The 22,791-nt window shown below is 68.4% G+C and carries 21 protein-coding genes and 1 pseudogene; 9 read left to right on the forward strand and 13 right to left on the reverse strand.

Annotated features, from left to right (window positions below):
- Window position 1 precedes the first annotated feature (1 nt).
- The 3 genes from PMI12_RS11080 to PMI12_RS28710 all read right to left on the reverse strand — a co-directional run bounded on the left by PMI12_RS11080 (window position 2) and on the right by PMI12_RS28710 (window position 1,916).
- Window positions 2-1,009, reverse strand: coding sequence for an LLM class flavin-dependent oxidoreductase (locus tag PMI12_RS11080; protein ID WP_007832168.1), 1,008 nt, complete (start codon window positions 1,007-1,009; stop codon window positions 2-4).
- Between the two features lie 101 nt (window positions 1,010-1,110).
- The gene (locus PMI12_RS11085) at window positions 1,111-1,611 is read right to left on the reverse strand and encodes an AAA family ATPase (protein WP_007832170.1); all 501 of its coding nucleotides are present in this window, start codon (window positions 1,609-1,611) and stop codon (window positions 1,111-1,113) included.
- Window positions 1,612-1,649: 38 nt separating this feature from the next.
- Window positions 1,650-1,916, reverse strand: coding sequence for a hypothetical protein (locus PMI12_RS28710; protein WP_157632174.1), 267 nt, complete (start codon window positions 1,914-1,916; stop codon window positions 1,650-1,652).
- 109 nt (window positions 1,917-2,025) lie between these two features.
- On the opposite strand from PMI12_RS28710, the gene PMI12_RS11090 reads away from it, so the two are divergent.
- Window positions 2,026-2,454: a GNAT family N-acetyltransferase gene (locus PMI12_RS11090; protein ID WP_007832174.1), complete on the forward strand. Its 429-nt coding sequence runs from the start codon at window positions 2,026-2,028 to the stop codon at window positions 2,452-2,454.
- Window positions 2,455-2,460: 6 nt separating this feature from the next.
- On the opposite strand, the gene PMI12_RS11095 is transcribed toward PMI12_RS11090, so the two are convergent.
- From PMI12_RS11095 to PMI12_RS11105, 4 genes and pseudogenes are all read right to left on the reverse strand, one after another.
- On the reverse strand, window positions 2,461-3,948 hold the full coding sequence (locus PMI12_RS11095; protein WP_007832175.1) for an MFS transporter: 1,488 nt from the start codon (window positions 3,946-3,948) through the stop codon (window positions 2,461-2,463).
- A gap of 49 nt (window positions 3,949-3,997) precedes the next feature.
- A complete protein-coding gene (locus PMI12_RS11100; protein WP_007832176.1) occupies window positions 3,998-5,227 on the reverse strand; it encodes an SAM-dependent methyltransferase in 1,230 nt (409 codons plus the stop codon).
- Between the two features lie 129 nt (window positions 5,228-5,356).
- Window positions 5,357-5,595 (reverse strand): annotated as a pseudogene (locus PMI12_RS28140) (cation transporter); the annotation flags it as partial.
- Between the two features lie 33 nt (window positions 5,596-5,628).
- A complete protein-coding gene (locus PMI12_RS11105) occupies window positions 5,629-6,621 on the reverse strand; it encodes an AraC family transcriptional regulator (protein WP_042673222.1) in 993 nt (330 codons plus the stop codon).
- A gap of 240 nt (window positions 6,622-6,861) precedes the next feature.
- On the opposite strand from PMI12_RS11105, the gene PMI12_RS11110 reads away from it, so the two are divergent.
- Complete coding sequence (locus PMI12_RS11110; RefSeq protein ID WP_007832178.1) at window positions 6,862-7,914, forward strand: aldo/keto reductase; 1,053 nt, start codon at window positions 6,862-6,864, stop codon at window positions 7,912-7,914.
- Here PMI12_RS11110 and bioD read toward each other — a convergent pair.
- The 4 genes from bioD to PMI12_RS11130 form a co-directional block, all read right to left on the reverse strand.
- A complete protein-coding gene (bioD, locus tag PMI12_RS11115; protein ID WP_007832179.1) occupies window positions 7,897-8,625 on the reverse strand; it encodes a dethiobiotin synthase in 729 nt (242 codons plus the stop codon). The genes PMI12_RS11110 and bioD overlap by 18 nt on opposite strands.
- Complete coding sequence (gene bioF / locus PMI12_RS11120; RefSeq protein ID WP_007832181.1) at window positions 8,622-9,854, reverse strand: 8-amino-7-oxononanoate synthase; 1,233 nt, start codon at window positions 9,852-9,854, stop codon at window positions 8,622-8,624. Before bioF ends, bioD begins: the two co-directional genes overlap by 4 nt.
- Window positions 9,838-11,226, reverse strand: coding sequence for an adenosylmethionine--8-amino-7-oxononanoate transaminase (locus PMI12_RS11125; RefSeq protein ID WP_007832182.1), 1,389 nt, complete (start codon window positions 11,224-11,226; stop codon window positions 9,838-9,840). Before PMI12_RS11125 ends, bioF begins: the two co-directional genes overlap by 17 nt.
- A gap of 336 nt (window positions 11,227-11,562) precedes the next feature.
- Complete coding sequence (locus PMI12_RS11130; RefSeq protein ID WP_007832183.1) at window positions 11,563-11,874, reverse strand: hypothetical protein; 312 nt, start codon at window positions 11,872-11,874, stop codon at window positions 11,563-11,565.
- A 239-nt stretch (window positions 11,875-12,113) separates the two neighbouring features.
- Here PMI12_RS11130 and PMI12_RS11135 point away from each other — a divergent pair, with 239 nt between their 5' ends.
- A complete protein-coding gene (locus PMI12_RS11135) occupies window positions 12,114-12,326 on the forward strand; it encodes a hypothetical protein (RefSeq protein WP_007832184.1) in 213 nt (70 codons plus the stop codon).
- 9 nt (window positions 12,327-12,335) lie between these two features.
- On the opposite strand, the gene PMI12_RS11140 is transcribed toward PMI12_RS11135, so the two are convergent.
- Together PMI12_RS11140 and PMI12_RS11145 are read right to left on the reverse strand one after the other, a co-directional pair.
- Window positions 12,336-12,965, reverse strand: a complete 630-nt coding sequence (locus tag PMI12_RS11140) for an alpha-ketoglutarate-dependent dioxygenase AlkB (RefSeq protein WP_237726076.1) — start codon at window positions 12,963-12,965, stop codon at window positions 12,336-12,338.
- The gene (locus tag PMI12_RS11145) at window positions 12,943-15,270 is read right to left on the reverse strand and encodes an ATP-dependent DNA helicase (protein ID WP_007832187.1); all 2,328 of its coding nucleotides are present in this window, start codon (window positions 15,268-15,270) and stop codon (window positions 12,943-12,945) included. Before PMI12_RS11145 ends, PMI12_RS11140 begins: the two co-directional genes overlap by 23 nt.
- Before the next feature lie 151 nt (window positions 15,271-15,421).
- Between PMI12_RS11145 and PMI12_RS11150 the strand changes: the two genes are divergently transcribed.
- From PMI12_RS11150 to PMI12_RS11175, 6 genes are all read left to right on the forward strand, one after another.
- Window positions 15,422-18,922 carry a response regulator gene (locus PMI12_RS11150; RefSeq protein ID WP_042673224.1) on the forward strand — a complete coding sequence of 1,167 codons (3,501 nt, stop codon included), beginning with the start codon at window positions 15,422-15,424 and terminating at the stop codon, window positions 18,920-18,922.
- Complete coding sequence (locus tag PMI12_RS11155; RefSeq protein WP_007832191.1) at window positions 18,919-19,788, forward strand: CheR family methyltransferase; 870 nt, start codon at window positions 18,919-18,921, stop codon at window positions 19,786-19,788. Before PMI12_RS11150 ends, PMI12_RS11155 begins: the two co-directional genes overlap by 4 nt.
- On the forward strand, window positions 19,785-20,390 hold the full coding sequence (locus PMI12_RS11160) for a chemotaxis protein CheB (RefSeq protein WP_007832192.1): 606 nt from the start codon (window positions 19,785-19,787) through the stop codon (window positions 20,388-20,390). The genes PMI12_RS11155 and PMI12_RS11160 overlap by 4 nt, the downstream gene beginning before the upstream one ends.
- Complete coding sequence (locus PMI12_RS11165; RefSeq protein WP_007832193.1) at window positions 20,380-21,594, forward strand: hybrid sensor histidine kinase/response regulator; 1,215 nt, start codon at window positions 20,380-20,382, stop codon at window positions 21,592-21,594. Before PMI12_RS11160 ends, PMI12_RS11165 begins: the two co-directional genes overlap by 11 nt.
- Before the next feature lie 16 nt (window positions 21,595-21,610).
- Window positions 21,611-21,967 (forward strand): response regulator, encoded by a 357-nt coding sequence (locus tag PMI12_RS11170; protein ID WP_007832197.1) that lies wholly within the window; start codon window positions 21,611-21,613, stop codon window positions 21,965-21,967.
- 80 nt (window positions 21,968-22,047) lie between these two features.
- Window positions 22,048-22,779: a FadR/GntR family transcriptional regulator gene (locus PMI12_RS11175; RefSeq protein ID WP_007832199.1), complete on the forward strand. Its 732-nt coding sequence runs from the start codon at window positions 22,048-22,050 to the stop codon at window positions 22,777-22,779.
- Window positions 22,780-22,791: the final 12 nt, after the last annotated feature.

The raw sequence follows: 22,791 nt of genomic DNA on the forward strand, positions 1-22,791 counted from the left end.
CTCAGGCCAGCGCCGGTTCGCGCGCCTTGGCAAGCAGTTCGACGCAGGCGTGGCGCTCGGCGAAACCGGCCACGGGGATGTCTATGACGAACTCCTCGATGCCGTAGCGCTCGCTCAACCCGTCGAGCGCGTCGCGCACCTCTTCGCCGGAACCTGCGATCACATGCGGGCGGCGTTCTTCGGTGCGGTAGTCGCTCACGCCGGCCTGCCGCGCAAACTCGGCGGCCGCCTCGAGGCTCGGCAGGTTGACGCTCTGGCCCGTGGACAGGTGCACGCGAAAGCTGCGCAGCGCACCGACAAGCTCCGCGGCCTTCTCGTGCGTCTCGGCCGCGAAGGCGAAGAGCGCGAGCAGCGGCGCGCGGCCCGTCTCGGCGCGGTAGGCCTCGATCGATTGCGCAAGGTTCACCGGGTCGCCGTTGAAATGCCCCGCATAGGCAAAGTCCCAGCCGAGGCGCGCCGCCAGCACCGCGCTTTCAGGACTGCCGCCGAGCAGCACGCGCTGCGGCAGCTGCGGGGGATTGGGCGTGGCCACCACGCCGGCCAACGCATGGCCGGAGGCAATGCCATCGTGCAGGAAGGCATCGAGCTCGGCCAGGCGCAGCCCGAAGTCCTCGCCCTTCGCCTTCACCGGATCGTGCAGCCATTGCAGCGCCTTGCTCGTCAGCGGCAGGCCGCCGGGTGCCTTGCCGATGCCCAGGTCCACGCGCCCCGGTGCCAGCGAAGCCAACACGCGGAAGGTCTCGGCCACCTTGAACGGGCTGTAGTGCTGCAGCATGACGCCACCCGTGCCCACGCGGATTCGCGAGGTCTTCGCGAGCACGTGCGCTGCCAGCACCTCGGGGGCGGAGCCCGCGTAGTTCCTGTTGCCGTGATGCTCGGCGAGCCAGTAGCGGTGGTAGCCCAGCCGCTCCGCGCTTTGCGCGAGCGCAATGGTGTGCTGGAACGCTTGAGCGGCGTCGGCGCCTTCTGGGATCAGGCTCTTGTCGAGCAGGGACAGCGAGTAGGACACGGTGTGCGGCGAAAGACGCCTCGGAAAGAATTGATGCAAATTCTCCGAGGCATCGCGTGCACCGTTTGCGCTGAATTTCTATATCGATATTTGCTGAATGCTCAGTCGCGCACGTGGGACAGGATCGATTGCACGGCCTCGTGCGCGCTGAGGCTTGCGGTGTCGATGACGAGGCGTTGGGTGGTCCAGGGCGCGTAGTCGTGGCGCTGCACGGACGCCCACGCCGGCGGCACGAGGCCCGGCACGTCGGCGCTGCGCTGCTCGACGCGGCGCCGATGTTCGGCGATATCGGAGCACACGATCTCGACCTCGACGATGCGCGATGCGGTATCTGCCGCCACCGTGCGCCAGGCCTCGCGCGTCACCGGCAAGGGATTCACGCAGTCGGCCACGACCGCCTGCCCCAGGGAAAGATTGGCGCGGGCCAGGTCATAGGCCACGATGTAGCCGGCCGGCCCCACGTCACCGGCCAGCACCCTGGCCGACCGCAGCGCCTGCTCGATGGTGTCGATGCGCAGGTAGACGGCCGGCACGAGTTCGGCGATCTCGCGCGCGATGGTGGTCTTGCCCGTGCCCGGCAGACCACCCAGGACGATCAGCATCTTCTCTTGTCTCCAGGTTCATGGCCCTGGCGCCAAGTTCACCACGAATGCGGCAGCAAGGCCAGCACCGCGGCCGCATGAAGCCGCCGCAGCGCCCGCACACGCATATAGCCATGCGGCGCCCGGCGCGCCACTTCGCGTGCCGAGCGCGGCGGAATGCGCCAGGCAGTGGCTGTCAGGGCAAGAACTTTGCGGCCCTGGGCCGACGGAGAAAGATGAAAGGTACGCAGTGGCATGGCAATGGTCGAACGAACGCTTCGACCGATTCTGTGCAGTGCCACCGCTTTTCCAAAGACGGATTCCAAGTTTCCTGATGAGGTTCGCGATGGAGGGGCGTGAGCGGGCTGGGTTCGGGTTCGGGCTTCGGGCGGGCCGGTAGAGTTGCACCGTTCCATCGCACAGCTTTTCTCCCGAATGAAAAACCTCACCATTGCCCCCGCCACGCCTGAAGAAATCCGCTCTGGCGAGCTCGGCCTCAAGCTGCGCCACTACAACTATGGCTTTGTCGGCGAGTACCCCGAACAGCAGTACATCCGCCTCAACGCAAGGGACGAGAACGGGCGCCTCCTCGGTGGCCTGCGCGGCTTCGTGTTTCTCTACTGGCTCAACATCGAAGTGCTCTTCGTCGAAGAAGACGCGCGAGGCTCGGGCCTTGGCACCCGCCTGCTGGCCGAGGCCGAGCAGCAAGCCATCGCGCTGGGCGCGAAGAACGCAAAGCTGGACACCTTCGAGTGGCAGGCGCGCCCGTTCTACCTGAAGCACGGCTACGAGGAGTACGCCCGCATCGACGATTACGCGCCCGGCTTCTACCTGGCGTACATGAAGAAGTCGCTGCTGCGCTGAAGCGGCCTACTTCGGCGCCGGCTTCCCAGCCCCGACCGCATGGCTCTCCAGTCCTTCCTTCGGCAGCAGCAACGCCAGCGCGACCACACCCAGGCTCACGGTCAGCATCGCCACGAAAGTCAGATGCAGCGAACCGCCCAGCGCCAGGCGAATGCCCGCGTCATTGGCCTCCGAACCCTGCACACCCTGCAGCAGCAGGCGCAGCTGGTCGTCGGTGAACATCGGGCTGCCATCCCCGCGCGTCAGCCCGAAATTGAAGACTGCGCCGAAGAAGGCCGCGCCCAGCGCACTGCCAAGGTTGCGGGAGAACACGTTCGACGCCGTGGCGATGCCGCGCTGCGCAAGATCGACGCCTTCCTGGATCAGGATCAGCGAGCTCAGGCTCATCACGCCCATGCCCAGGCCGATAACGAAGGAGCCGATGGCGGGCAGCACCGGCGAGCTGCCTGACGCGAGCAGGACGAAGGCCGAGGTGCCCACCGGAATCAGCGCTGCACCGACCACCACCATGCGCCACAGGCCGATGCGATGGAAGGTGCGCGAGGTCAGCGTCGCACCGATGGGCCAGCCGAGCATCACCATCGTGAGCGTGAGGCCGGCCGTGACCGACGAGCGCTCGAGCACCACCTGCACGTACATCGGCAGGAAGGTCGTGATGCCGATCAGCACCATGCCGGCCAGCATTGCCGCGCCGTTGACGGCGGCGATCATCCGCGCGCCCCAGAGCTTCAGCGACATCATCGGGTCGGTGGCACGGCGCTCCTGCGCGATGAACAGCACGAGCGTGACGACGAACAACCCGGCCCACGCGAGTGCCACGCCCGAATTGCCGACGCCGAATTCCGTCAGCGCGATCATCAGCGCCGCAATGCCGATGGTGAACAGCACCGCGCCCACCATGTCGATGGACGAGCGGCGCACCGTCGGCGCTTCGTGCAGGAAGAGCCAGAAGCCAGCCGCGGCCGCCAGGCCGATGGGCACGTTGACCCAGAAGATCCAGGCCCAGGACAGCTTCTGCACGATCAGTGCGCCGATCATCGGCCCCACCACAGCCGACACGGCCCAGACGCTCGCAAGCCAGCCCTGCACCTTGCCGCGTTCGCGCACCGGATAGAGATCGCCCACGATGGTGAGCGCCACCGGCTGGATGGCGCCCGCGCCGATGCCCTGGATGAGCCGGAAGCAGATCATGGCCGGCATCGACCACGCGAAACCCGCCAGCACCGACCCGAGAACGAAGACGGCGATGCCCACGAACATGATGGGCTTGCGGCCGTACAGGTCCGAGAGCTTGCCGAACACCACAGTCATCGCGGTCTGCGCCAGCAGGAAGGAGGCGAACACCCAGCTGTACAGATGCAGTCCGCCCAGTTCGGAGGCGATCTGCGGCATGACGGTGGAGACGATGGTGGCTTCGATGGCCACCATCGCCATGGAGGCCATGATCGAGGCGATGACGAGGGGGCGGTTTGTTGTTCTGTTGGTGGAAGTCATGAGCCGTGCATGCTATAGACGGCTTGAGCCCCTGTCCGGCGCTCAAGCTCTAGGGGCTTCCGAACGAGGTGCCGTCGTAGATATAGCGGCGCGACCACGGCAGCGTGTTCGCCGGCCGCCCTGCCTTGCGGCCCACGACCTGGTAGATGGCCACGTCGTCGTTCTCGAAGGCATAGGCGCAGCCCGCGAGGTAGATGCGCCAGATACGGAATTTTTCTTCGTCGACGAACGCGCGCGCCTTCTCGCTGTTGGCTTCGTAGGCATCGCTCCAGCAGCGCAGCGTGCGCACATAGTGGCGGCGCAGGTTCTCCACGTCGAAGGCTTCGAGGCCGCCCTGCTGCATGGCCTGCAGCGCGAGGCTGATGTGCGGCAGCTCGCCGTTGGGGAACACGTAGCGGTCGATGAAGTCGCCGCCGCCGTACGACATGCCGCCGCCGGCGGGGTCGGACGAGGTGATGCCGTGGTTCATCACCACGCCGTCGTCTGCAAGCAGCTCCTGCACGCGCCTGAAGTACGCAGGCAGGTTCCTGCGGCCCACGTGCTCGAACATGCCGACGCTGGTGATGCGGTCGAACCGGCCGGTCACGTCGCGGTAGTCCTGCAGGCGGATCTCGATGCGGTCCTGCAGGCCGGCGGCCTTCACGCGTTCGGTCGCCAGCTCCAGCTGGTTCCGAGAGAGCGTCACCCCCACGCAGCGCGCGCCGAACTTCTGCGCCGCACGGATCGCCAGAGCGCCCCAGCCGCAGCCGATGTCGAGCAGCGTCTGGCCCGGCTTCAGTTCGATCTTGGTGAGGATGTGGTCTATCTTCTTCAGTTGCGCAGTGGCCAAGTCCTCGTCGCCGTTCTCGAAGTAGGCGCATGAATAGACCATGTTCGGATCGAGCCACAGCCGATAGAACTCGTTGGAGACGTCGTAGTGGTACTGGACGGACTTCCTGTCCGACGACCTCGTGTGCGCGAAATGGCGCGCCATGTTCCGCAGCGCCCCGCCGTGCTTGTCGATCGACGTCCTGGCGAGGCCGTAGGCGATGTCGATGACGTCGCTGAGCTTGCCCTCGATGTCGATCTTGCTCTTGACGTAGGCCTCGCCGAGGTTGTCGAGCGTGGGATGCAGCATCAGCGGCAGCGCGGCGGGCGTCTTCACGTGCAGCGTGACCGAAGGCCCGCTGAAGGTGCCGAAGTCGTAGGACTGGCCGTCCCACAAGGTAAGCCGCACAGGCAGGTTGGCGCGCTCGCGGACCACGTCGCTCCATCGTGCCAGCTTCTTTTGCCAAAGCATGCATTACTCCGTGTTGCTGCAGCGAACAAAACAATAGCGAAATTCCGCGAAACCTGCATGGCAGGGGCGGCGTGCGAACCGCGGCAGGTGCTACCGCGCGTCCAGTGCATGGCTGGACCAGATGCCCGGCGCGGCCGCCGCAAGCACCACGTAATTCCACGTCGGGTCGCGCATCGGCTCGGGCTGGCGGATGTGCTGGACGCCTTTGTAGAACGAAACGCCGCCGCCCAGCCCGAAGATCAGCACCGCGACGATGAGGCTCCAGAAGTACAGCTCCTTGCCGTGCCCGAACGGATGCCTTCCGACAGCATGGCCGAGCTGCCGGTGATGCCCGCGACGATGAACTTGGCGATCTTCGAATCAGCCATGCGGCGGCGCGCCGGCCATGCTGCCCGGCCGGTTCACGCAGCCTCCATCGAGGCCGCCCCCATCGCGTCGTTGCCTGCCTCGCCGAGCCAGCGGCGCTTGTCGCGCAGCGGCGGCGCGCCGAACATGCGGCCGTACTCGCGCGCGAACTGCGACGGGCTTTCGTAGCCCACGTTGTGCGCGGCGCTCGCCACGTCGGCGCCGGCGATCAGCATCTGCCGGCGCGCCTCCTGCAGGCGCAGCTGCTTCTGGTACTGCAGCGGGCTCATCGCGGTGACGGCCTTGAAGTGGTGATGGAATGACGACACGCTCATGTGCACCGCCCGCGCCATGTCTTCCACCCGCAGCGACTGCGCGTAGTTGACGCGCAGCGCGCTGATGGCTTTCGCGATGCGCTGGGTGTGGCTGTCCTGCAGCGCGATCTGCCGCAGCCGCGCGCCCTCGCCGTTGACCAGCAGGCGGTACATGATCTCGCGCTTGATGAGCGGCGCCATGATCGGCACGTCTTCCGGCGTATCGAGCAGCCGCAGCAGGCGCAGCACGGGTTCGAGCACCGGCATGGCGATGCGGTTGACGTACATGCCGCGCGAGGCTGGCGCATTGGCCTTGGCGGGCAGCTTCTCGTCGCCGATGAGCTCGCCGATTTCATCGAGGGCCAGTTCCAGCCGCACGCCGAGGTAAGGCTCCTTCTCGCTCGTCACGCACACCTGGCCGCACACCGGCAGGTCGACCGAGGTGACGAGGTAGTGCATCGGGTCGTACACGTAGATGTCGTCGCCCACGATGATCCGCTTGGAACCCTGCGCGATCAGGCCCAGCGCCGGGGACGCGAAGGCGTGCTTGGGGCCTTCGGGCTTGCTGATGCAGAACACCTGCAGGCCGGGCACGGCGGTGATGACGGTGCCGTCCTGCCCGCGCGTGATGTGCTCGATCAGCGCCACCAGTTCCTTGCGGGCTTCGTCGAGTTCGGGCTCCAGCGGCATCGGCTGGGCGATGACGGCGGCGATTTCGGGTGTTTCGTCGGACATGTTCGAGGCCTTGTCATGGTTGGGGGCCAAAGGGGCGGCCACCATGGAGGAATGAGCGGTTCGAAGCTTAGCGCTCCTCCATCGGATTCGCACGCGCCACGCGGGAGGTCTGGAGAATCAGGCAAATACTTTGCAGGAACGCGCTCGCCATGGGCCAGGCGCCGGCGGGATACTTTTCCGCAGTCGCCCGGGCTTGTCGGCCCCTTTCGGCGCCTGCCTCCAACGCAAAGGAACCTCTCCATGCAATACCGCAAATTCGGCCGCACCGGCCTCCTGGTTTCCGAACTGTGCCTCGGCACCATGACCTTCGGCGGCTCCTCCGGCATCTGGGGCCAGATCGGCAACCTGCAGCAGTCGGAGGCCGAAGGGCTGGTCGGCCGCGCGCTCGACGCCGGCATCAACTTCATCGACACGGCGGACGTGTACTCCGAAGGGCAGTCGGAAGTCATCACCGGCCAGGCGCTGAAGAACCTCAAGGTGCCGCGCGACAGTTTCGTGCTGGCCACCAAGGTGCTCGGCGAAACCGGCAGCAAGGGCGTCAACTCCGCGGGCGCCTCGCGCTTCCACATCATGGACGGCGTCAAGGCCAGCCTGCAGCGCCTGCAGCTCGACCACATCGACCTGTACCAGATCCACGGCTTCGACCCCATCACGCCCATCGAGGAAACCGTGCACGCGCTCGACAACCTCGTGCGCCAGGGCCACGTGCGCTACGTGGGCGTGTCGAACTGGGCGGCCTGGCAGATCGCGAAGGCGCTGGGCATCGCCGAGCGCGACCGGCTCGCGCGCTTCGAGTCGCTGCAGGCCTACTACACCATCGCCGGGCGCGACCTGGAACGCGAGCTGGCGCCCATGCTGCGCAGCGAAAACGTCGGGTTGATGGTCTGGAGCCCGCTCGCGGGCGGCCTGCTGAGCGGCAAGTACGGCCGCGACACGCAGGCGGAAAAAGGCAGCCGCCGCACCACCTTCGACTTTCCGCCGGTGAACGTCGAGCGCGCCTACGACTGCATCGACGTGATGCGCCAGCTGGCCGAAGCGCGCAAGGTTTCGGTCGCGCAGATCGCGCTGGCGTGGCTGCTGCACCAGCAGGTGGTGACCAGCGTGATCGTCGGTGCCAAGCGCGCCGAGCAGTTGGACGACAACATCGCAGCCACGGCCATCAAGCTCACGGGCGACGAGCTGGCCGCGCTGGACAAGGTGAGCGCGCTGCCGGCCGAGTACCCGGGCTGGATGCTGGAGCGCCAGGGCGGCGTGCGAGCCAAGCGGCTCGTCGAATCAGGCCAGCGCGGCTGATTCCTCCGCCGCGGCACGGCGCGCGGCATGGGCCGCCGTCGCGCGCAGTGCACGCAAGTCGATGTGGCGCGCGGCCTGCGCGGCGCCGGGTTGCTGCAGATGCGGCACCACGCCGAGCAGCGGCGCGCCGAGCCGGGCACGCAGCGTCTGCAGGTTGGCTTGCGGCGCCAGCATCGAGGGATCGACAACGCTCGCCACCCAGCCCGCCAGCACGAGGCCCCGCGCGCGAACCGCCTCGGCGCTCAGCAGCGCATGGTTGAGGCAACCCAGCCGCAGGCCGACCACGAGGATCACGGGCAGGCCCAGCGCCACGGCGAGGTCGGCGCTGTCGAGGTCGTCGCCGAACGGCACGCAGAAGCCACCCACGCCTTCGACCACCACGGCATCGGCGCGCGCCGAGAGTTCCGCGAAGGCCAAGAGCATCGGCCGCAGCGTGATGTGCACGCCCTCTTCCCTGGCCGCCAGGTGCGGCGACATCGGCGCGCGCAGCAGGTACGGGCTGCGCAGCGCCAGTGGCGCGTCGACGTTGCCGGCCGCGCGCAGCTGCTCCACGTCTTCGTTGCGCCATTCGCCGTCGCGTTCTTCGAGCCCTGCGGCCACCGGCTTCATGCCGACCGCGCGCAGGCCGGAACCGGCCAGCAGGCTCAGCATGGCGCTGCTGACCAGCGTCTTGCCGATGCCCGTGTCGGTGCCGGTAACGAACCAGTTCATGCGGCCTCCTTCCAGGGCTGCGCCAGCGCATCGCCCAATGCATCGACGAGCCGGGCGACGTCGGCTTCGCCGTGGCTGGCCGACAGCGCGATGCGCAGCCGCGCGGTGCCGGCGGGCACGGTCGGCGGGCGGATCGCGCCGACGCGCAGGCCGCGCGCATCGAGCTGCGCCATGGTGCGCATCGCGCGCGCGTTGTCGCCGACGATCAGCGGCTGGATCGCGGTGGGCGACTCGGGCAGCCATGCGCTGCCGTCCGCTGGCAGCACGGCGGTCAGGCCCCGGCGCAATTGCGCGATGCGTTCCCGCAGCCGTGAACGGCGTTCGGCGCCCTCCTCGCCCTCGATCAGCGCCAGGCTCGCGAGCAGCGCGTGCGCGACGGCCGGCGGTGCGGCCGTGGTGAAGATGTACGGCCGCGCGCGCTGCACCAGGTAGTCGACGACGGTGCGATGCGCCGCCACGAAGGCGCCCGACACGCCCGCGGCCTTGCCCAGCGTGCCGATCAGCACCAGCCGCTCCGAGCGCAAGCCCATGGCTTCGAGCACGCCGCGCCCCGTGGCGCCGAGCACGCCGAAGCCGTGCGCGTCGTCGATCACCAGCCAGGCATCGTGCCGCTCGGCCAGCGCGAGCAGTTCGGCCACGGGTGCGATGTGGCCGTCCATGCTGAACACTGCATCGCTGACGATGAGCTTCACGGGCGCGTCGCAGGCGGCGAGCTGCGCGTCGAGCGCGGCCACGCCGCAGTGCGGATAGCGCTCGACGCGCGCCTTCGCCAGCCTCGCGCCGTCGATCAGCGAAGCATGGTTGAGTGCTTCCGAGAAGATGACCGCCTCGGCGCCGCCGAGCGCCGACAGCACGGCGAGGTTGGCCATGTAGCCCGTGCAGAAGAACAGGCTCTGCGCTTCGGGGATGAAAGGAGCCATCCACTCGGCGAGCCGCTCCTCGAGCTGCGCGTGGGCGCGCGAATGGCCGAGGATCAGGTGCGAACCACCGCTGCCCGTGCCGTACAGCGCGGCGCCTTCGGCCCATGCCTTCGCCAACGCGGGGTGCGCGGCAAGACCGAGGTAGTCGTTGCTGCTGAAGCCGAGCATGGTGCGCGGCGCGGTGGCGCCGGCCAGCGTGAGGATCTGCTCGGGCGCGCAGGCGGTTTCGGCGATCTGCCGGCGGCGGCGCAGCGACTGCGCGTCGAGCGCGTGGATCTCGCCCTGCAGGCGGTCAAGCAAGCGCGACATCGCGGGCTCCTTCTTCCTGGTTCGTGGCCATGACGGCTTTCAGCGTGGCCAGCGTGCCGTCGACCAGCTGATCGATCTCGCCGTCGCCGATCGTGTACGGCGGCATGAGGTACACGGTGTTGCCGATCGGCCGCATCAGCAGCCCGTGCGCGCGCGCCGCCAGGTGAAAGCGTTCGGCGAAACGCGCGCCCGGCTCGCGCACGTCGAAGGCCGTGATCATTCCGCGCTGCCGCAGATGATCGACCGCCTGCCCTGCAAGCCCGCCGCGCAGGTGCTGCAGCAGGCGCGCGGCACGGCCGCGGTTGCATTGCAGCGCATCCTCGCTCTCGAAAAGATCCAGCGTGGCAATTGCCGCGCGGCAGGCCAGTGCATTGCCGGTGTAGGAATGCGAATGCAGGAAGCTGCGCGCCGCGTCGTCGTCGACGAAGCCTTCGTAGATGGCGTCGCGCGTCATCACCAGCGCCAGCGGCAGGTAGCCGCCGCTGATGCCTTTCGACAGGCACAGGAAGTCGGGCCAGATGCCGGCCTGCTCGCACGCGAAGAAGCTGCCGGTGCGCCCGCAGCCCACCGCGATCTCGTCGGCGATGAGGTGCACCCCATGGCGATCGCACAGGGCGCGCAGCCGACGCAGGTACTCGGGGTCGTGCATCGCCATGCCGGTGGCGCATTGCACCAGCGGCTCGACGATCACTGCGGCGATGGTGTCGTGCTGCTCGGCCAGCAGCGCTTCGAGCTCGGCGGCGGCGCGGCGCGCGACGGCGGCCGCGTCCTCGCCGGGCCGGGCGTTGCGCGCATCCGGCGAGGCGACGAGGTGCGCATCAGCGAGCAAGGGCGCATAGGCATCGCGGAACACCGGCACGTCGGTCACGTGCAAGGCGCCCAGGGTCTCGCCGTGGTAGCCCCGCTTCAGCGCCACGAAGCGCCGCTTTCCGCCGCGCCCGGCGTTGCGCCAGGCATGAAAGCTCATCTTCAGCGCGATCTCCACGGCCGAGGCGCCGTCGGACGCGTAGAAGCAATGGCCGAGCGCGTGGCCCGTCAGCGCGGACAGGCGCTCGGCCAGTTCCACCGCCGGCGCGTGCGTGCAGCCCGCGAGCATCACGTGCGACAGCTTGTCGAGCTGGTCCTTGAGCGCGGCGTTGATCGCCGGATGCGCATGGCCGAAGAGGTTGACCCACCACGAGCTGGTGGCATCCATGTAGCGGCGGCCTTCGGCGTCGAAGAGCCACACGCCGTCGCCGCGCGCAATGGGCAGCGGCGGCACCGCTTCGAGGCGGATGCTCTGCGTGCAGGGATGCCAGACATGGCGCCGGCTGCGTTGCTGCCAGCGTGCATTGGCATCGGAGCCAGGGGAAGAAGCTGTGGTGATGGGCACTCGCGCGGTCCTTTCGTGAAGGGCAAGGCGCGGGATCGTATCGACGCGTCGAAGGTGCGGCAAACGACGAAAACGGCGGCGGAATGACCGCCGGTTGCCCGATGTTGGACGGCATAGAAGCCGCGTTCGGCGCAGCGTCGCCGAACAAGCCGGCAACCCGCGTCCACCGCCGGGTGGCGGGAAATCGCAAGTCGTCCGGCTGGCGCCAGAAACAGGTCAGGAATGTCCGGTTTTCGCGGCTTCCCGAGGAGAAATCCGATTTTCGGACATGCCCAATGGCTGGTTTCAGGAGGCCGCGGAACTCGCACGTTCAGGCGGGGTTCCTCTTCACCCCGCTCAGCCGCGCTTTTCGGCGTTGCGCTTGCGCGTGGCGGCGGCCTTCTTCGCCGAGGCCGAGCGTTCGGCCGCGGTGCGGTGGGCGGCGGCAGCGCCGCCCAGGCGCCCGCCCTTGCGCGAGGGGCCGTGGTTCTCTGCCTTGCCGCGGCCGGAACCCGACTTCTTGCCGCCGCCTGTCTCGGCGTTCACCGTGGCCCAGGCGCGGCGCTCGGCCTCGCCCCTGCCCACACCGCGGTGCTCGTAGCCCTCTTCGATGTGTTCGGCCTTTCGCTTCTGCTTGTCCGTGTAGGACGACTTGTCGCCTCTTGGCATGGCATTGCTCCTGCTGCTCCTGCGGGTTGAGAAGCCCCCCATGCTGGGCGCACGGCGCGCGCAAGGGGTAAGAAGACGCACGCGCTGCGCGTCAGCGAAGTCTGTCTTGCGCCCCATGGCGTGCGTCGGCCGGCTGCCGCGCGGCTTGGACGACGCACGGGGTCGGTCCGTTCCCACAGGCATCCTCCATCGGCCGCAGGACAAATGGATGTCTTGTCCACCCCTACCCAGGAAGCCCCATGACGAGCCACAGGCAGCACCCGAAACACAACCCCGACGCCATCACCACCGACGAGCACGACACCGTGCCCACGCAGCACAACAAGGCGGGCAATCAGCCCGCCACGCCAAGGAACGAGCCGCGCCGCACGCCGGAAAGCCGGCACGACCGCGAGAGTCACGTCGGCGCAGGCAACCAGCTGCAGGCGCGCCGCGGCGGCGGCACGCGATGACGGCCGCGATCACGGCCCAGGCGATCTTCTTCGCGTGCGCAGCGTGATCGAATAGCGCAATGCCTCGGTCGGCGCGATGGCGTGTTGCCACGCCCACCGTGCCGGACCGCGCAGCATGTAGATCGAGCGCGGCTCGACAAGAAACTCCAGCGAACTCGGTCGCGAGGCCGCCGCGCCGGGCGCATACGGCCTGAACTGCATGACCGCATCGCCGAGCAGCGAGATGCCGACGATGTCCTCGAAGTCCGGTACGTCGCGGTGCCAGCCGAGCGGCGTGCCAGGCCGGTATTCGGCGATGAGCATGTGGGCGAGGTCTTCGGGCGCGAGGGCGGCCCATGCGGCCGCCCTCGCCCGCAATGGGTGAAGCACCACGGGCAGCGGCGGGCCGGGCTTGAGGCGGTTGGTGTCGAAGTCGTAGCTGCCGCCGAAGCTGGTGCCGCGCCGCCGCGCCGTGTATTCCTTGTAGCGCATCTCCCTGAGCGGCAGGCCCTGGACGATGCGCAGCAACGCCGCCTCTTCTTCGGGCGACAGGAACCCGCTTTCATAGCGCAGTCCCTCGATGGCGGCCACGGGCGCCTCGCCGAACAGGTCAGGCTGGCCGGCGTGTTCGAGGCGTCTAGCTGCGCGCATCTTCTTCATCGCCTCCGCCCAGTTGCACATGCCACCAGCGCGGCAGCAGCTCCCGGATTTCTGCACGCGCGAAGCGGTCGTCGAGCAGGTGCAGCACGCCACGGTCCTGCTCGGTGCGGATCACGCGGCCGGCCGCCTGCACCACCTTCTGCAGGCCCGGGTACAGGTAGGTGTACTCGTAGCCCTTGCCGAAGCGCGTCTGCATGCGCTCGCGCGTGATCTCGTTGAGTTCGTTGTACTGCGGCAGGCCCAGGCTGGCCACGAAGGCGCCGATCAGGCGGCTTCCCGGCAGGTCGATGCCCTCGCCGAACGCGCCGCCGAGCACCGCAAAGCCGATGCCTTGCCCGCCCTCCTCGAAGCGCGCGATGAAGCCGTGGCGGTCGGCCTCGCGCATGCCGCGCGTCTGCGCCCATACCGGCACGCCAGGATGCCGCAGCGAGAAGGCGGCGCAGGCTTTCTCGAGGTAGTCGAAGCTGCTGAAGAAGGCCAGGTAGTTGCCGGGCAGCCGCTCGAACTGCGCGCCGATGATGTCCGCCACGTTGCGCAGCGACCCCGCACGGTCGCGGAAGCGCGTCGACACATGCATCGCCACCTCGACGCGCAGCTGCTGGCTGTTGAAGGGCGAGGCCACGTCGAGCAGCGCGGTGCCTTCGGGCAGGCCGAGCGCATCGCGGTAGAACTCGAAGGGCGACAGCGTGCCCGAGAAGCAGGTGACCGACACCGCATCGCCGAAGCGCGCCTCCAGGAATGGCGCCGGCACGAGGTTGCGAATGGCGAGGCCGCGATCCTGCTGCGCCGCACCCAGCGTGCGCTCGAACACCGAGTGGTCGCCGAAGGCCTCGGCCAGCCGGGCGAAGTGCAGCGCGTCGAAGAAGAAGCGCTGCAGCGGCCCCTGCGAAGCATCGGGCGTGGCGGCGAAGTACTCGGCCATGGCGGTGTTGGCAGCCTGCAGGGTGCGCAGGAAGCGCTCGGGAATCTCGTCGCCGGTTTCGTAGTCGGCCACCTGGGCCTGCTGCACCGTGTCCCATTCGCGGAACAGCCGGGCCAGCGGATCGCGCAGCGCGGCCGGCGCGACTCGGTGCGCCTCTTCGAGCGCCGCGCCTTCGAGCTGCGCGGTGTACATGCCGCGCGAGCGCTCCAGCAGGTTGTGGGCCTCGTCCACCAGCACGGCCACGCGCCAGTCGGCGTCGCGCATGGTGGCGTAGAGGAAGGCGCTGCTGTCGAAGTAGTAGTTGTAGTCACCGACGATGGCGTCGGCCCAGTGCGCCATTTCCTGCGCGAGGAAATAGGGGCACACCTCGTGCACGAGCGCGATGTGGCGCAAGGCTTCGCGGTCGAGCCACGCCACCTGCGCGGCCTGCTCGCGTGCGGCCGGCAGGCGGTCGTAGAAGCCCCTGGCGAGCGGGCAGGCATCGCCGTGGCAGGCGCGGTCGGGGTATTCGCAGACCTTCTCGCGGGCGGCGAGTTCGAGCACGCGCAGCCGGCCCTGGCCCTGCCCCCTGTCGAGCACGCGCAGCGCGTCGAGCGCCACCGGGCGGCCGGAGGTCTTGGCGGTGAGGAAGAACACCTTGTCGATCCTGCGCGCGGCGCGGGCCTTGAGCAGCGGGAAGATGGTGGCCAGCGTCTTGCCGATGCCCGTGGGTGCCTGCGTCATGAGGCAGCGCCCGCCCATGGCCGCGCGGTAGACGGCCTCGGCCAGTTCGCGCTGGCCCGTGCGGAAGTTGCGATGCGGAAATTCGAGCCGGGCCAATGTTTCGTCGAGCGCGGCGCGGTGGCCGGCTTCACTCGCGGCCCAGGCGCTGTAGCGGCCGCACAGCAGTTCGAAGTGCTCCCGCAGCGCTTCGCGGGTGTGATGCTCTTCGAGCACCGTCTCGTCGCCGGTGGCGAGGTCGAGGTACACCAGCGCCACCGTCATTTCGTCGTGGCCGTCCAGCTCGCACAGCATCCAGCCGTAAGTGCGGGCCTGCGCCCAGTGCAGCGCGCGGTGGTTGCCGCGAATGGCGTCGAAATCGCCGCGGAAGGTTTTTATCTCTTCGACGCGGGCCTTGCGCGCTTCGTAGCCGTCGGCCCGGCCGCGCACCCGGACCGCACCGCAAGTGGCTTCGAGCCCGACTTCGCAGGCGTAGTGCTCGGGATCGCGCCGGTGCTGCACCAGCGCGTGGCCTGCCATGCCTTCGAGCGCGCTGGGCGCGGGCACGAACCGCAGGTCGAGGTCGCCCGCCTTCGCACCGAAGGCGCACAGGGCCTTGACGGAAACGACATGTGCGGCAACGGTGGCCGCATCATTCTGCGGATTGGAGGGTGTGGCGCCCATCTGGCAATGCTGTATGAATTCACAGTATAGCCACAGGGGTGCCGACGATAAGGCTTCCTCGCGCACGTCAAAATTGCGACGGGTCCTTCTCCGACAGGGCCCCCCCGATTTATCGGCAAGACTCGATAGGTTTTGCTTACAAATGCGCCTGATGAAAACTCCCACCGCGATCGACCCCGACGACTTCGAGCGTCTGCTGAGCCGCAACCTCAAGCTCCCGCTGATCGGCGGCGTGTTCGGTGCGGTGGTGTTCGTCGGGCTGATCCTCTTCCTGCTGTCGACCATCGGCTGGGTCGAGCACACCGACCGCGTCACCCGTGTCGCCAGCGAGCTGCGGCACCAGAGCGTCGACATGGAGACCGGCATGCGCGGCTTCCTTCTCACAGGCGACGACGCCTTCCTGGAGCCCTACCAGAGCGCCCTGCCCCGCATCAACGGCGACACGGCCACGCTGCGCAAGCTGGTGTCGGACAACCGCCAGCAGGTGGAACGCGTCGACCGCATCGCCGCCATCCAGAACAACTGGAACGAGCTGGCCGCGCAGCTGATCGCCGCGCGCCGTGCCGGCCCGGACCCCCAGCTCGAGGTGCGCCTGGGCCAGGGCAAGCGGCTGGCCGACGCCATGCGCGCCGAGTTCACGGCGTTCATGGAAACCGAGCAGGCCCTGCGCTTCCAGCGCAACAACGACGCCAACCGCACCGCATGGTGGGTGGTCGGCCTGTTCCTCTTGTTCACGCTGGTCATCACCGGGCTGGCGGCCTACTTCGGGCGGCGCCAGCTGGTGCTGCTGTCCGACAGCTACGACGTGGTGCTGAAGGAGCAGGCCGAGCACGCGGACAGGCTCGCCCAGGAGGCCTGGCTGCGCAGCGCGCAGACCGAGCTCGTGGGAGAGCTGGTAGGCGAACTCAGCGCACCGGACATGGGCCGCAAGATCCTCGCGTTCTTCTCGCGCTACCTGGGCACGTCGGTCGGCGCGATGTATGTGCGCGAGCGCCACGGTCCGCTGCGTCGGGCGGCGAGCTATGGCTTTTCGAGCTCGGCCGAGGCGATGCCGCAGGTCTTTTCCCCCACCGAGAGCCTGGTGGGCCAGGCCGCGGCCGAGCGGCGCCGCATGCTGCTCGACCCGGTCGATGCCGACTACCTGAAGGTCAATTCGGGCCTGGGCGACATGTCGCCCAAGGCCGTGCTGCTGGTGCCCGTTGCCAGCGCCGGCATGGTCAACGGCGTGGTCGAGCTCGGCCTGCCCGGCACGCTGGACGAGCGCGGCAGCCAGCTGATCGACACGGTGGCCGACGACATCGGTAGCTCGCTGGCGGCGGCGCGCTACCGCGAGCAGCTGCAGGACGTTCTTGCCCAGACCCAGCAGCTCAACGAGGAACTTCAGGTGCAGCAGGAAGAACTGCGCACCGCCAACGAAGAGCTCGAAGAACAGTCGCGCGCCCTGCATGCCTCGCAGGCCATGCTGGAGAACCAGCAGGCCGAACTGGAGCAGACCAACAGCCAGCTCTCCGAACGCACCGAGGCGCTGGACCAGCGCAACACCGCGCTGCGCCGCGTGCAGCGCGACCTGGAAGACCGCGCCGACGAGCTGCAGCGCGCCAGCCGCTACAAGTCGGAGTTCCTCGCCAACATGTCGCACGAGCTGCGCACGCCGCTCAACAGCGCGCTCATCCTCGCCAAGCTGCTGGGCGACAACCCGCAGGGCAACCTCACGCTGGAGCAGGTGAAGTTCGCGGAGTCGATCTACTCGTCGGGCAACGACCTGCTGGTGCTGATCAACGACATCCTCGACATCGCGAAGGTCGAGGCCGGCAAGCTCGAAGTGGTGCCCGAAGACGTCGCGCTCGCCAAGCTGGCCCGCAGCCTGGAGAGCACCTTCGGCCCGCTGGCGATGCAGAAGAACCTGGGCTTCCGGCTCGAGGTGCGGCCCGACGCGCCGGCCTCGCTGGTCACCGACCGGCACCGGGTCGAGCAGATCCTCAAGAACCTGCTGTCGAACGCGCTCAAGTTCACCGACAGCGGCGAAGTGGCGCTGGTCGTTTCGCCGACATCGGACGGTGGCGCCGCCTTCGCGGTCTCCGACTCGGGCATCGGCATCGATGCGCAGCAGCACGAGCTGATCTTCGAGGCCTTCCGCCAGGCCGACGGCACCACCAGCCGGCGCTACGGCGGCACCGGGCTGGGCCTGTCGATCTCGCGCGACCTCACGCAGCTGCTGGGCGGCACGCTCACGGTGCAGAGCGAGCCGGGCCGGGGCAGCACCTTCACGCTGCAACTGCCGGCGAAGGCGCCGCAGGCTTCGCCGGGGCTGCCGCAACAGTCGTCGTCGGTCTACACGCCCCGGCCTGCACCTGCACCTGCACCTGCACCGTCCGTGCCTTCCGCTGCGCCGCCGGCGCCAAAGCCCCCTCCCCCGGTGCCCGCACCGCAGTTCGCCGATGACCGCAGCCTCCCGCGCGACCAGGTGCGCCGCGTGCTCGTGATCGAGGACGAGCCGCAGTTCGCGCACATCCTCTACGACCTGGCGCACGAGCTGGGCTACCGCTGCCTGGTGGCGCATGGCGCGGCCGACGGCTTCGAGCTGGCCACGCAGTTCCTGCCCGACGCGATCCTGCTCGACATGCGCCTGCCCGACAGCACCGGGCTCGGCCTGCTGCAGCGGCTGAAAGACTCGCCGCACACGCGCCACATTCCGATCCACGTGGTGTCCGCCGCCGAGAACGCGCAGAGCGCGGCGCTGCAGATGGGCGCCATCGGCTATGCGCTGAAGCCGGCCACGCGCGACGAGCTGAGGAAGGTGTTCGGCCGGCTGGAGGAAAAGCTCACGCAGAAGGTCAAGGTCGTGCTGCTGGTGGAAGACGACGAGCTGCAGCGCGAGAGCGTCATCCGGCTCATCGGCGACGAGGACATCGAGATCGTTGCCGTCGGCTCCGGCGAGGAAGCGCTTGAGCTGCTGCGCACCCGCGTGTTCGACTGCATGATCACCGACCTGAAGCTGCCCGACATGCAGGGCAGCGAGCTGCTCAAGGCCATGGCAGCTGAAGAGATCGTGTCGTTCCCGCCGGTCATCGTCTACACCGGGCGCAACCTCACGCGCGACGAAGAAGCCGAGCTGCAGCGCTATTCGCGCTCGATCATCATCAAGGGCGCCCGCTCGCCGGAGCGCCTGCTCGACGAGGTGACGCTGTTCCTGCACAAGGTGGAGGCCGAGCTGTCCAGCGAGCGCCGGGGCATGCTGAAGACGGCGCGCGGGCGCGACCGCATCTTCGAGGGCCGCACCATCCTGCTGGTGGACGACGACGTGCGCAACATCTTCGCGCTGACCAGCGCGCTGGAGCAACGCGGCGCCATCGTGGAGATCGGCCGCAACGGCCGCGAGGCGCTGGAGCGGCTCGACCAGGTCAGCGAGATCGACCTCGTGCTGATGGACGTGATGATGCCGGAGATGGACGGCCTCGAAGCCACGCGCCGCCTGCGCGGCGACCCGCGCTTCGAGAAGATGCCGGTGATCGCCATCACCGCCAAGGCCACCAAGGACGACCGCGAGCAATGCCTGGCTGCCGGCGCCAACGACTACCTCGCCAAGCCGGTGGACCTGGAACGCCTGTTCTCGCTGCTGCGCGTGTGGATGCCGAAGATGGAGCGCCTGTGACCACACGCCCCGGCACATCGCAGGCTGCGCAGACGCCGCCGCTGCACCCGCTGAGCGACACGGAGATCGAGCTGCGCCTGCTGATGGAAGCCATTTACCTGAAGTACAGCTACGACTTCCGCAACTACACCGTGGCCTCGCAGAAGCGCCGCGTGCTGCATGCGCTCGAGCAACTCGGGCTGCCGAGCATCTCGGCGCTGCAGGAACGGGTGCTGCGCGAGCCATTGCTGTTCGGCCGGCTGCTGCAGTTCCTGACGATCCCGGTGAGCGAGATGTTCCGCGACCCGGCCTACTTCCTGGCCTTGCGCGAGCATGTGGTGCCGATCCTGCACACCTACCCTTCCGTCAAGGTCTGGGTGGCGGGTTGCAGCACGGGCGAGGAAGTGTTCTCGCTGGCCATCCTGCTGCGCGAGGAAGGCCTGCTCGCGCGCACGCAGATCTACGCCACCGACATCAACCCCGCTTCGCTGGAGAAGGCGCGGCTGGGCATCTTTCCGCTGGAGGCGATCCGCGGCTACACCGCAAACTATCAGCGCGCGGGCGGACGCAGCGCGTTCTCCGACTACTACACCGCCGCCTACGACGCCGCGCGCTTCGACCCTTCGCTGTGCGCCGACGTGATCTTTGCCGACCACAGCCTGGCCACCGACAGCGTGTTCGCCGAAACCCAGCTGGTGTCGTGCCGCAACGTGCTGATCTACTTCAACCGGGAGCTGCAGGACAGGGCGTTGGGCCTGTTCCACGAGTCGCTGTCGCATCGCGGCTTTCTCGGGCTGGGCTCGAAGGAAAGCATCGACTTCTCGGGCTACTCCAACCGTTTCGACACGCATGCGCGTGCCGAGCGCATCTACCGCAAGGCCACATGAACCGCCACCTTCGCTCACCCGTTCGCAAGCGCGTGGACGCCGTGGTGCTCGGCGCCTCGGCCGGCGGCATTGATGCGCTCTCCGCGCTGCTGCACGGCCTGCCCGCTGGTTGGCATATTCCGATGGCGGTGGTCCTTCACCTGCCCGAGGGGCACGAGAGCCACCTCGCCGAGATCTTCGCGCAGCGCCTGCCTATTCCGGTGCACGAGGCCGCCGACAAGATGCCGCTGGCGGCCGGCAGCCTTTACTTCGCGCCGCCCGGCTATCACCTGTCGATCGAGCGCGAGCGCACCTTCTCGCTGAGCTGCGAGCCGCCGGTGCTGTTCTCGCGGCCGTCCATCGACGTGCTGATGGCCTCCGCCGCCGACGCCTACGGCCCTGCCCTCGCCGGCTTTCTGCTGACCGGCGCGAACGAAGACGGCGCCGAAGGCCTGCGTCGCATCCATCTGGCCGGCGGACTTACCGCCGTCCAGGAACCGAAAGAAGCACAGATTCCCACCATGCCCCAAGCCGCCATAGCGCGCCACGCTCCCGACTACGTGCTTCCCCTGCGCGAACTGCGCACCTTGCTGCTTCAACTGGAGGCCGCCCATGAACATTGACGTCCAGAGCAAGCTGCTCATCGTCGATGACCTGCCGGAAAACCTGCTGGCGCTGGAGGCGCTGATCCGCGCGCCGGGGCGCATCGTGTACCGCGCCGCCTCGGCCGACGCCGCTCTCGCGCTGCTGCTGGAGCATGAATTCGCGCTCGCCATCGTCGACGTGCAGATGCCGGGCATGAACGGCTTCGAGCTGGCCGAGCTGATGCGCGGCACCGAGCGCACGCGGCACATTCCCATCATCTTCGTGAGCGCTGCCGGGCGCGAGCTGAACTACGCCTTCCAGGGCTACGAGAGCGGCGCGGTCGACTTCCTGCACAAGCCGCTGGACCCGCATGCGGTGGTCAGCAAGGTGCACGTGTTCGTCGACCTGTACCGGCACCGCAAGGCGCTGCGGCACGAGATGGAATCGCTCGCTGCCGCGCACCGCAAGCAGGAAGAGCTGGTGCAGCAGCTGCAGCAGACGCAGCACGAACTGGAGCGCGCGGTGCGCATGCGCGACGACTTCATGTCGATGGTGTCGCACGAGCTGCGCACGCCGCTCAACACGCTGTACCTCGAGGCGCAGCTGCGGCAGCTGCACCTGTCCAAGGGCAATCTCGCCAACTTCGCGCCCGAGCGGCTGCCCGCGATGATCGAGCGCGACCAGCGGCAGATCCGCAACATGGTGCGGCTGATCGACGACATGCTCGACGTCACGCGCATGCGGCGCGACGCGCTGTCGATCAAGACCGAGCCGGTCGACCTGGCCGCGCTGGCGCGTGCAGTGGTGGAGAACCTGCGCCAGCAGGCCGAAGCCGCGGGCTCGGCCATCACGCTGATTGCGCCCGCCGAACTGCACGGCGTGTGGGACGAGTTCCGCATCGAACAGGTGCTGACCAACCTGCTGACCAATGCCCTGCGCTACGGCGGCGGCAAGCCGGTCGAGATGGTGGTGCAGCAGATGGGAGGCACCGCCCGGGTGGCCGTGCGCGACCAGGGCATCGGCATTGCGCCCGAAGACCAGGAGCGCATCTTCAAGCAGTTCGAGCGCACCAAGGACAGCCGCAAGCACGCGGCCGGGCTGGGCCTGGGCCTGTACATCACGCACAAGATCGTGAGCCTGCATGGCGGACAGATCGGAGTGGAAAGCGCGCCGGGCGAAGGCTCGCGCTTCGTGGTCGACCTGCCGCTCGAGCCGCCGGCCATACTTCCCTCTTCAACCTGAAGGAAAGAAACCCCTCGTGAACGTGCTGATCGTCGACGACAACAAGGCAGCGGCCGACCTGCTGCAGGAACTGCTGGGCCTGTTCGGCCACACCGCGCGCTGCACCTACACGGCGCAGCAGGCGCTGGACGCCGCCGCCGCCGAGAGCTTCGATGCCGCGCTCATCGACCTCACGCTGCCCGATTTCCCGGGCACCGAGGTGGCGCGGCGGCTGCGCGCCAGCACCACCCAAGGCACGCCGAAGCTGTTGATCGCGATCTCGGGTTTTTCGGCGGAGGACACGGGCGGCGAGGCGGCCGAAGGGCTGTTCGACCACCACCTGCAGAAGCCGATCGACATCGACAGGCTCGGCGGCCTCCTGGCGCAGGGCTGAGCGCGGCCGGCAGCCGGCAGCCGGCTAGTGGTAAACCACTATCGGCAAATTGGTGAACCACTTTTAGACTGGCTCACCACATGGCGACCATTCACGAACTCCCCCGCCTGCCTGCGACCGAGCCGGATTCCGACCGCTCCTACCAGAAGCTCGCAGCCAGCATCGCCGCCCTCATCACCGAAGGCGAATTCAAGGTGGGCGACCGCCTGCCGTCCGAGCGCGCACTGGCCGACCGCTTCGGCGTGAGCCGCACGCTGGTGCGCGAGGCCATCATCGTGCTGGAGATCCAGGGCAACGTCGAAGTGCGCGGCGGCTCGGGCATCTATGTCTGTGCGCCGGCACCCGGCGCGGTGGCGCCGGCCTCGGCCTACACCCTGTCGCCCGGCCCGGGCCCCTTCGAGCTGCTGCGCGCGCGCTGCCTGATCGAGGCCGAGATCGCGGCGGTGGCCGCCGAGAGCCGCAAGGACAGCGACCTCGACCGCATCTACAGCGCGCTGGCCGAGATGCGCGAGAACATGCACGACAAGGAGGCCAACGAAGCGGCCGACCGCCTGTTCCACCTGCGCATTGCCGAGTCGACCGGCAACAGCGTGCTGCTGCAGATGGTGACCGCGGTGTGGGACCACACCAAGGCCCCGATCTGGTCGCAGCTGGAGGCCCACTTCCACACCCCGGCGCTGCGCCGCGCCTCGCAGGACGACCACCAGCGCGTGTTCACCGCCCTGCTGGAGCGCGACGCAGACGCGGCCCGCAAAGCCATGCGCGCGCACATCGAGCGCGTGATCAGCGAATTCGCGCAAGCCTGGCGCTGAGCAGGCACCCGG

Source organism: Variovorax sp. CF313 (assembly GCF_000282635.1).
Classification (GTDB): Bacteria; Pseudomonadota; Gammaproteobacteria; order Burkholderiales; family Burkholderiaceae_C; genus Variovorax.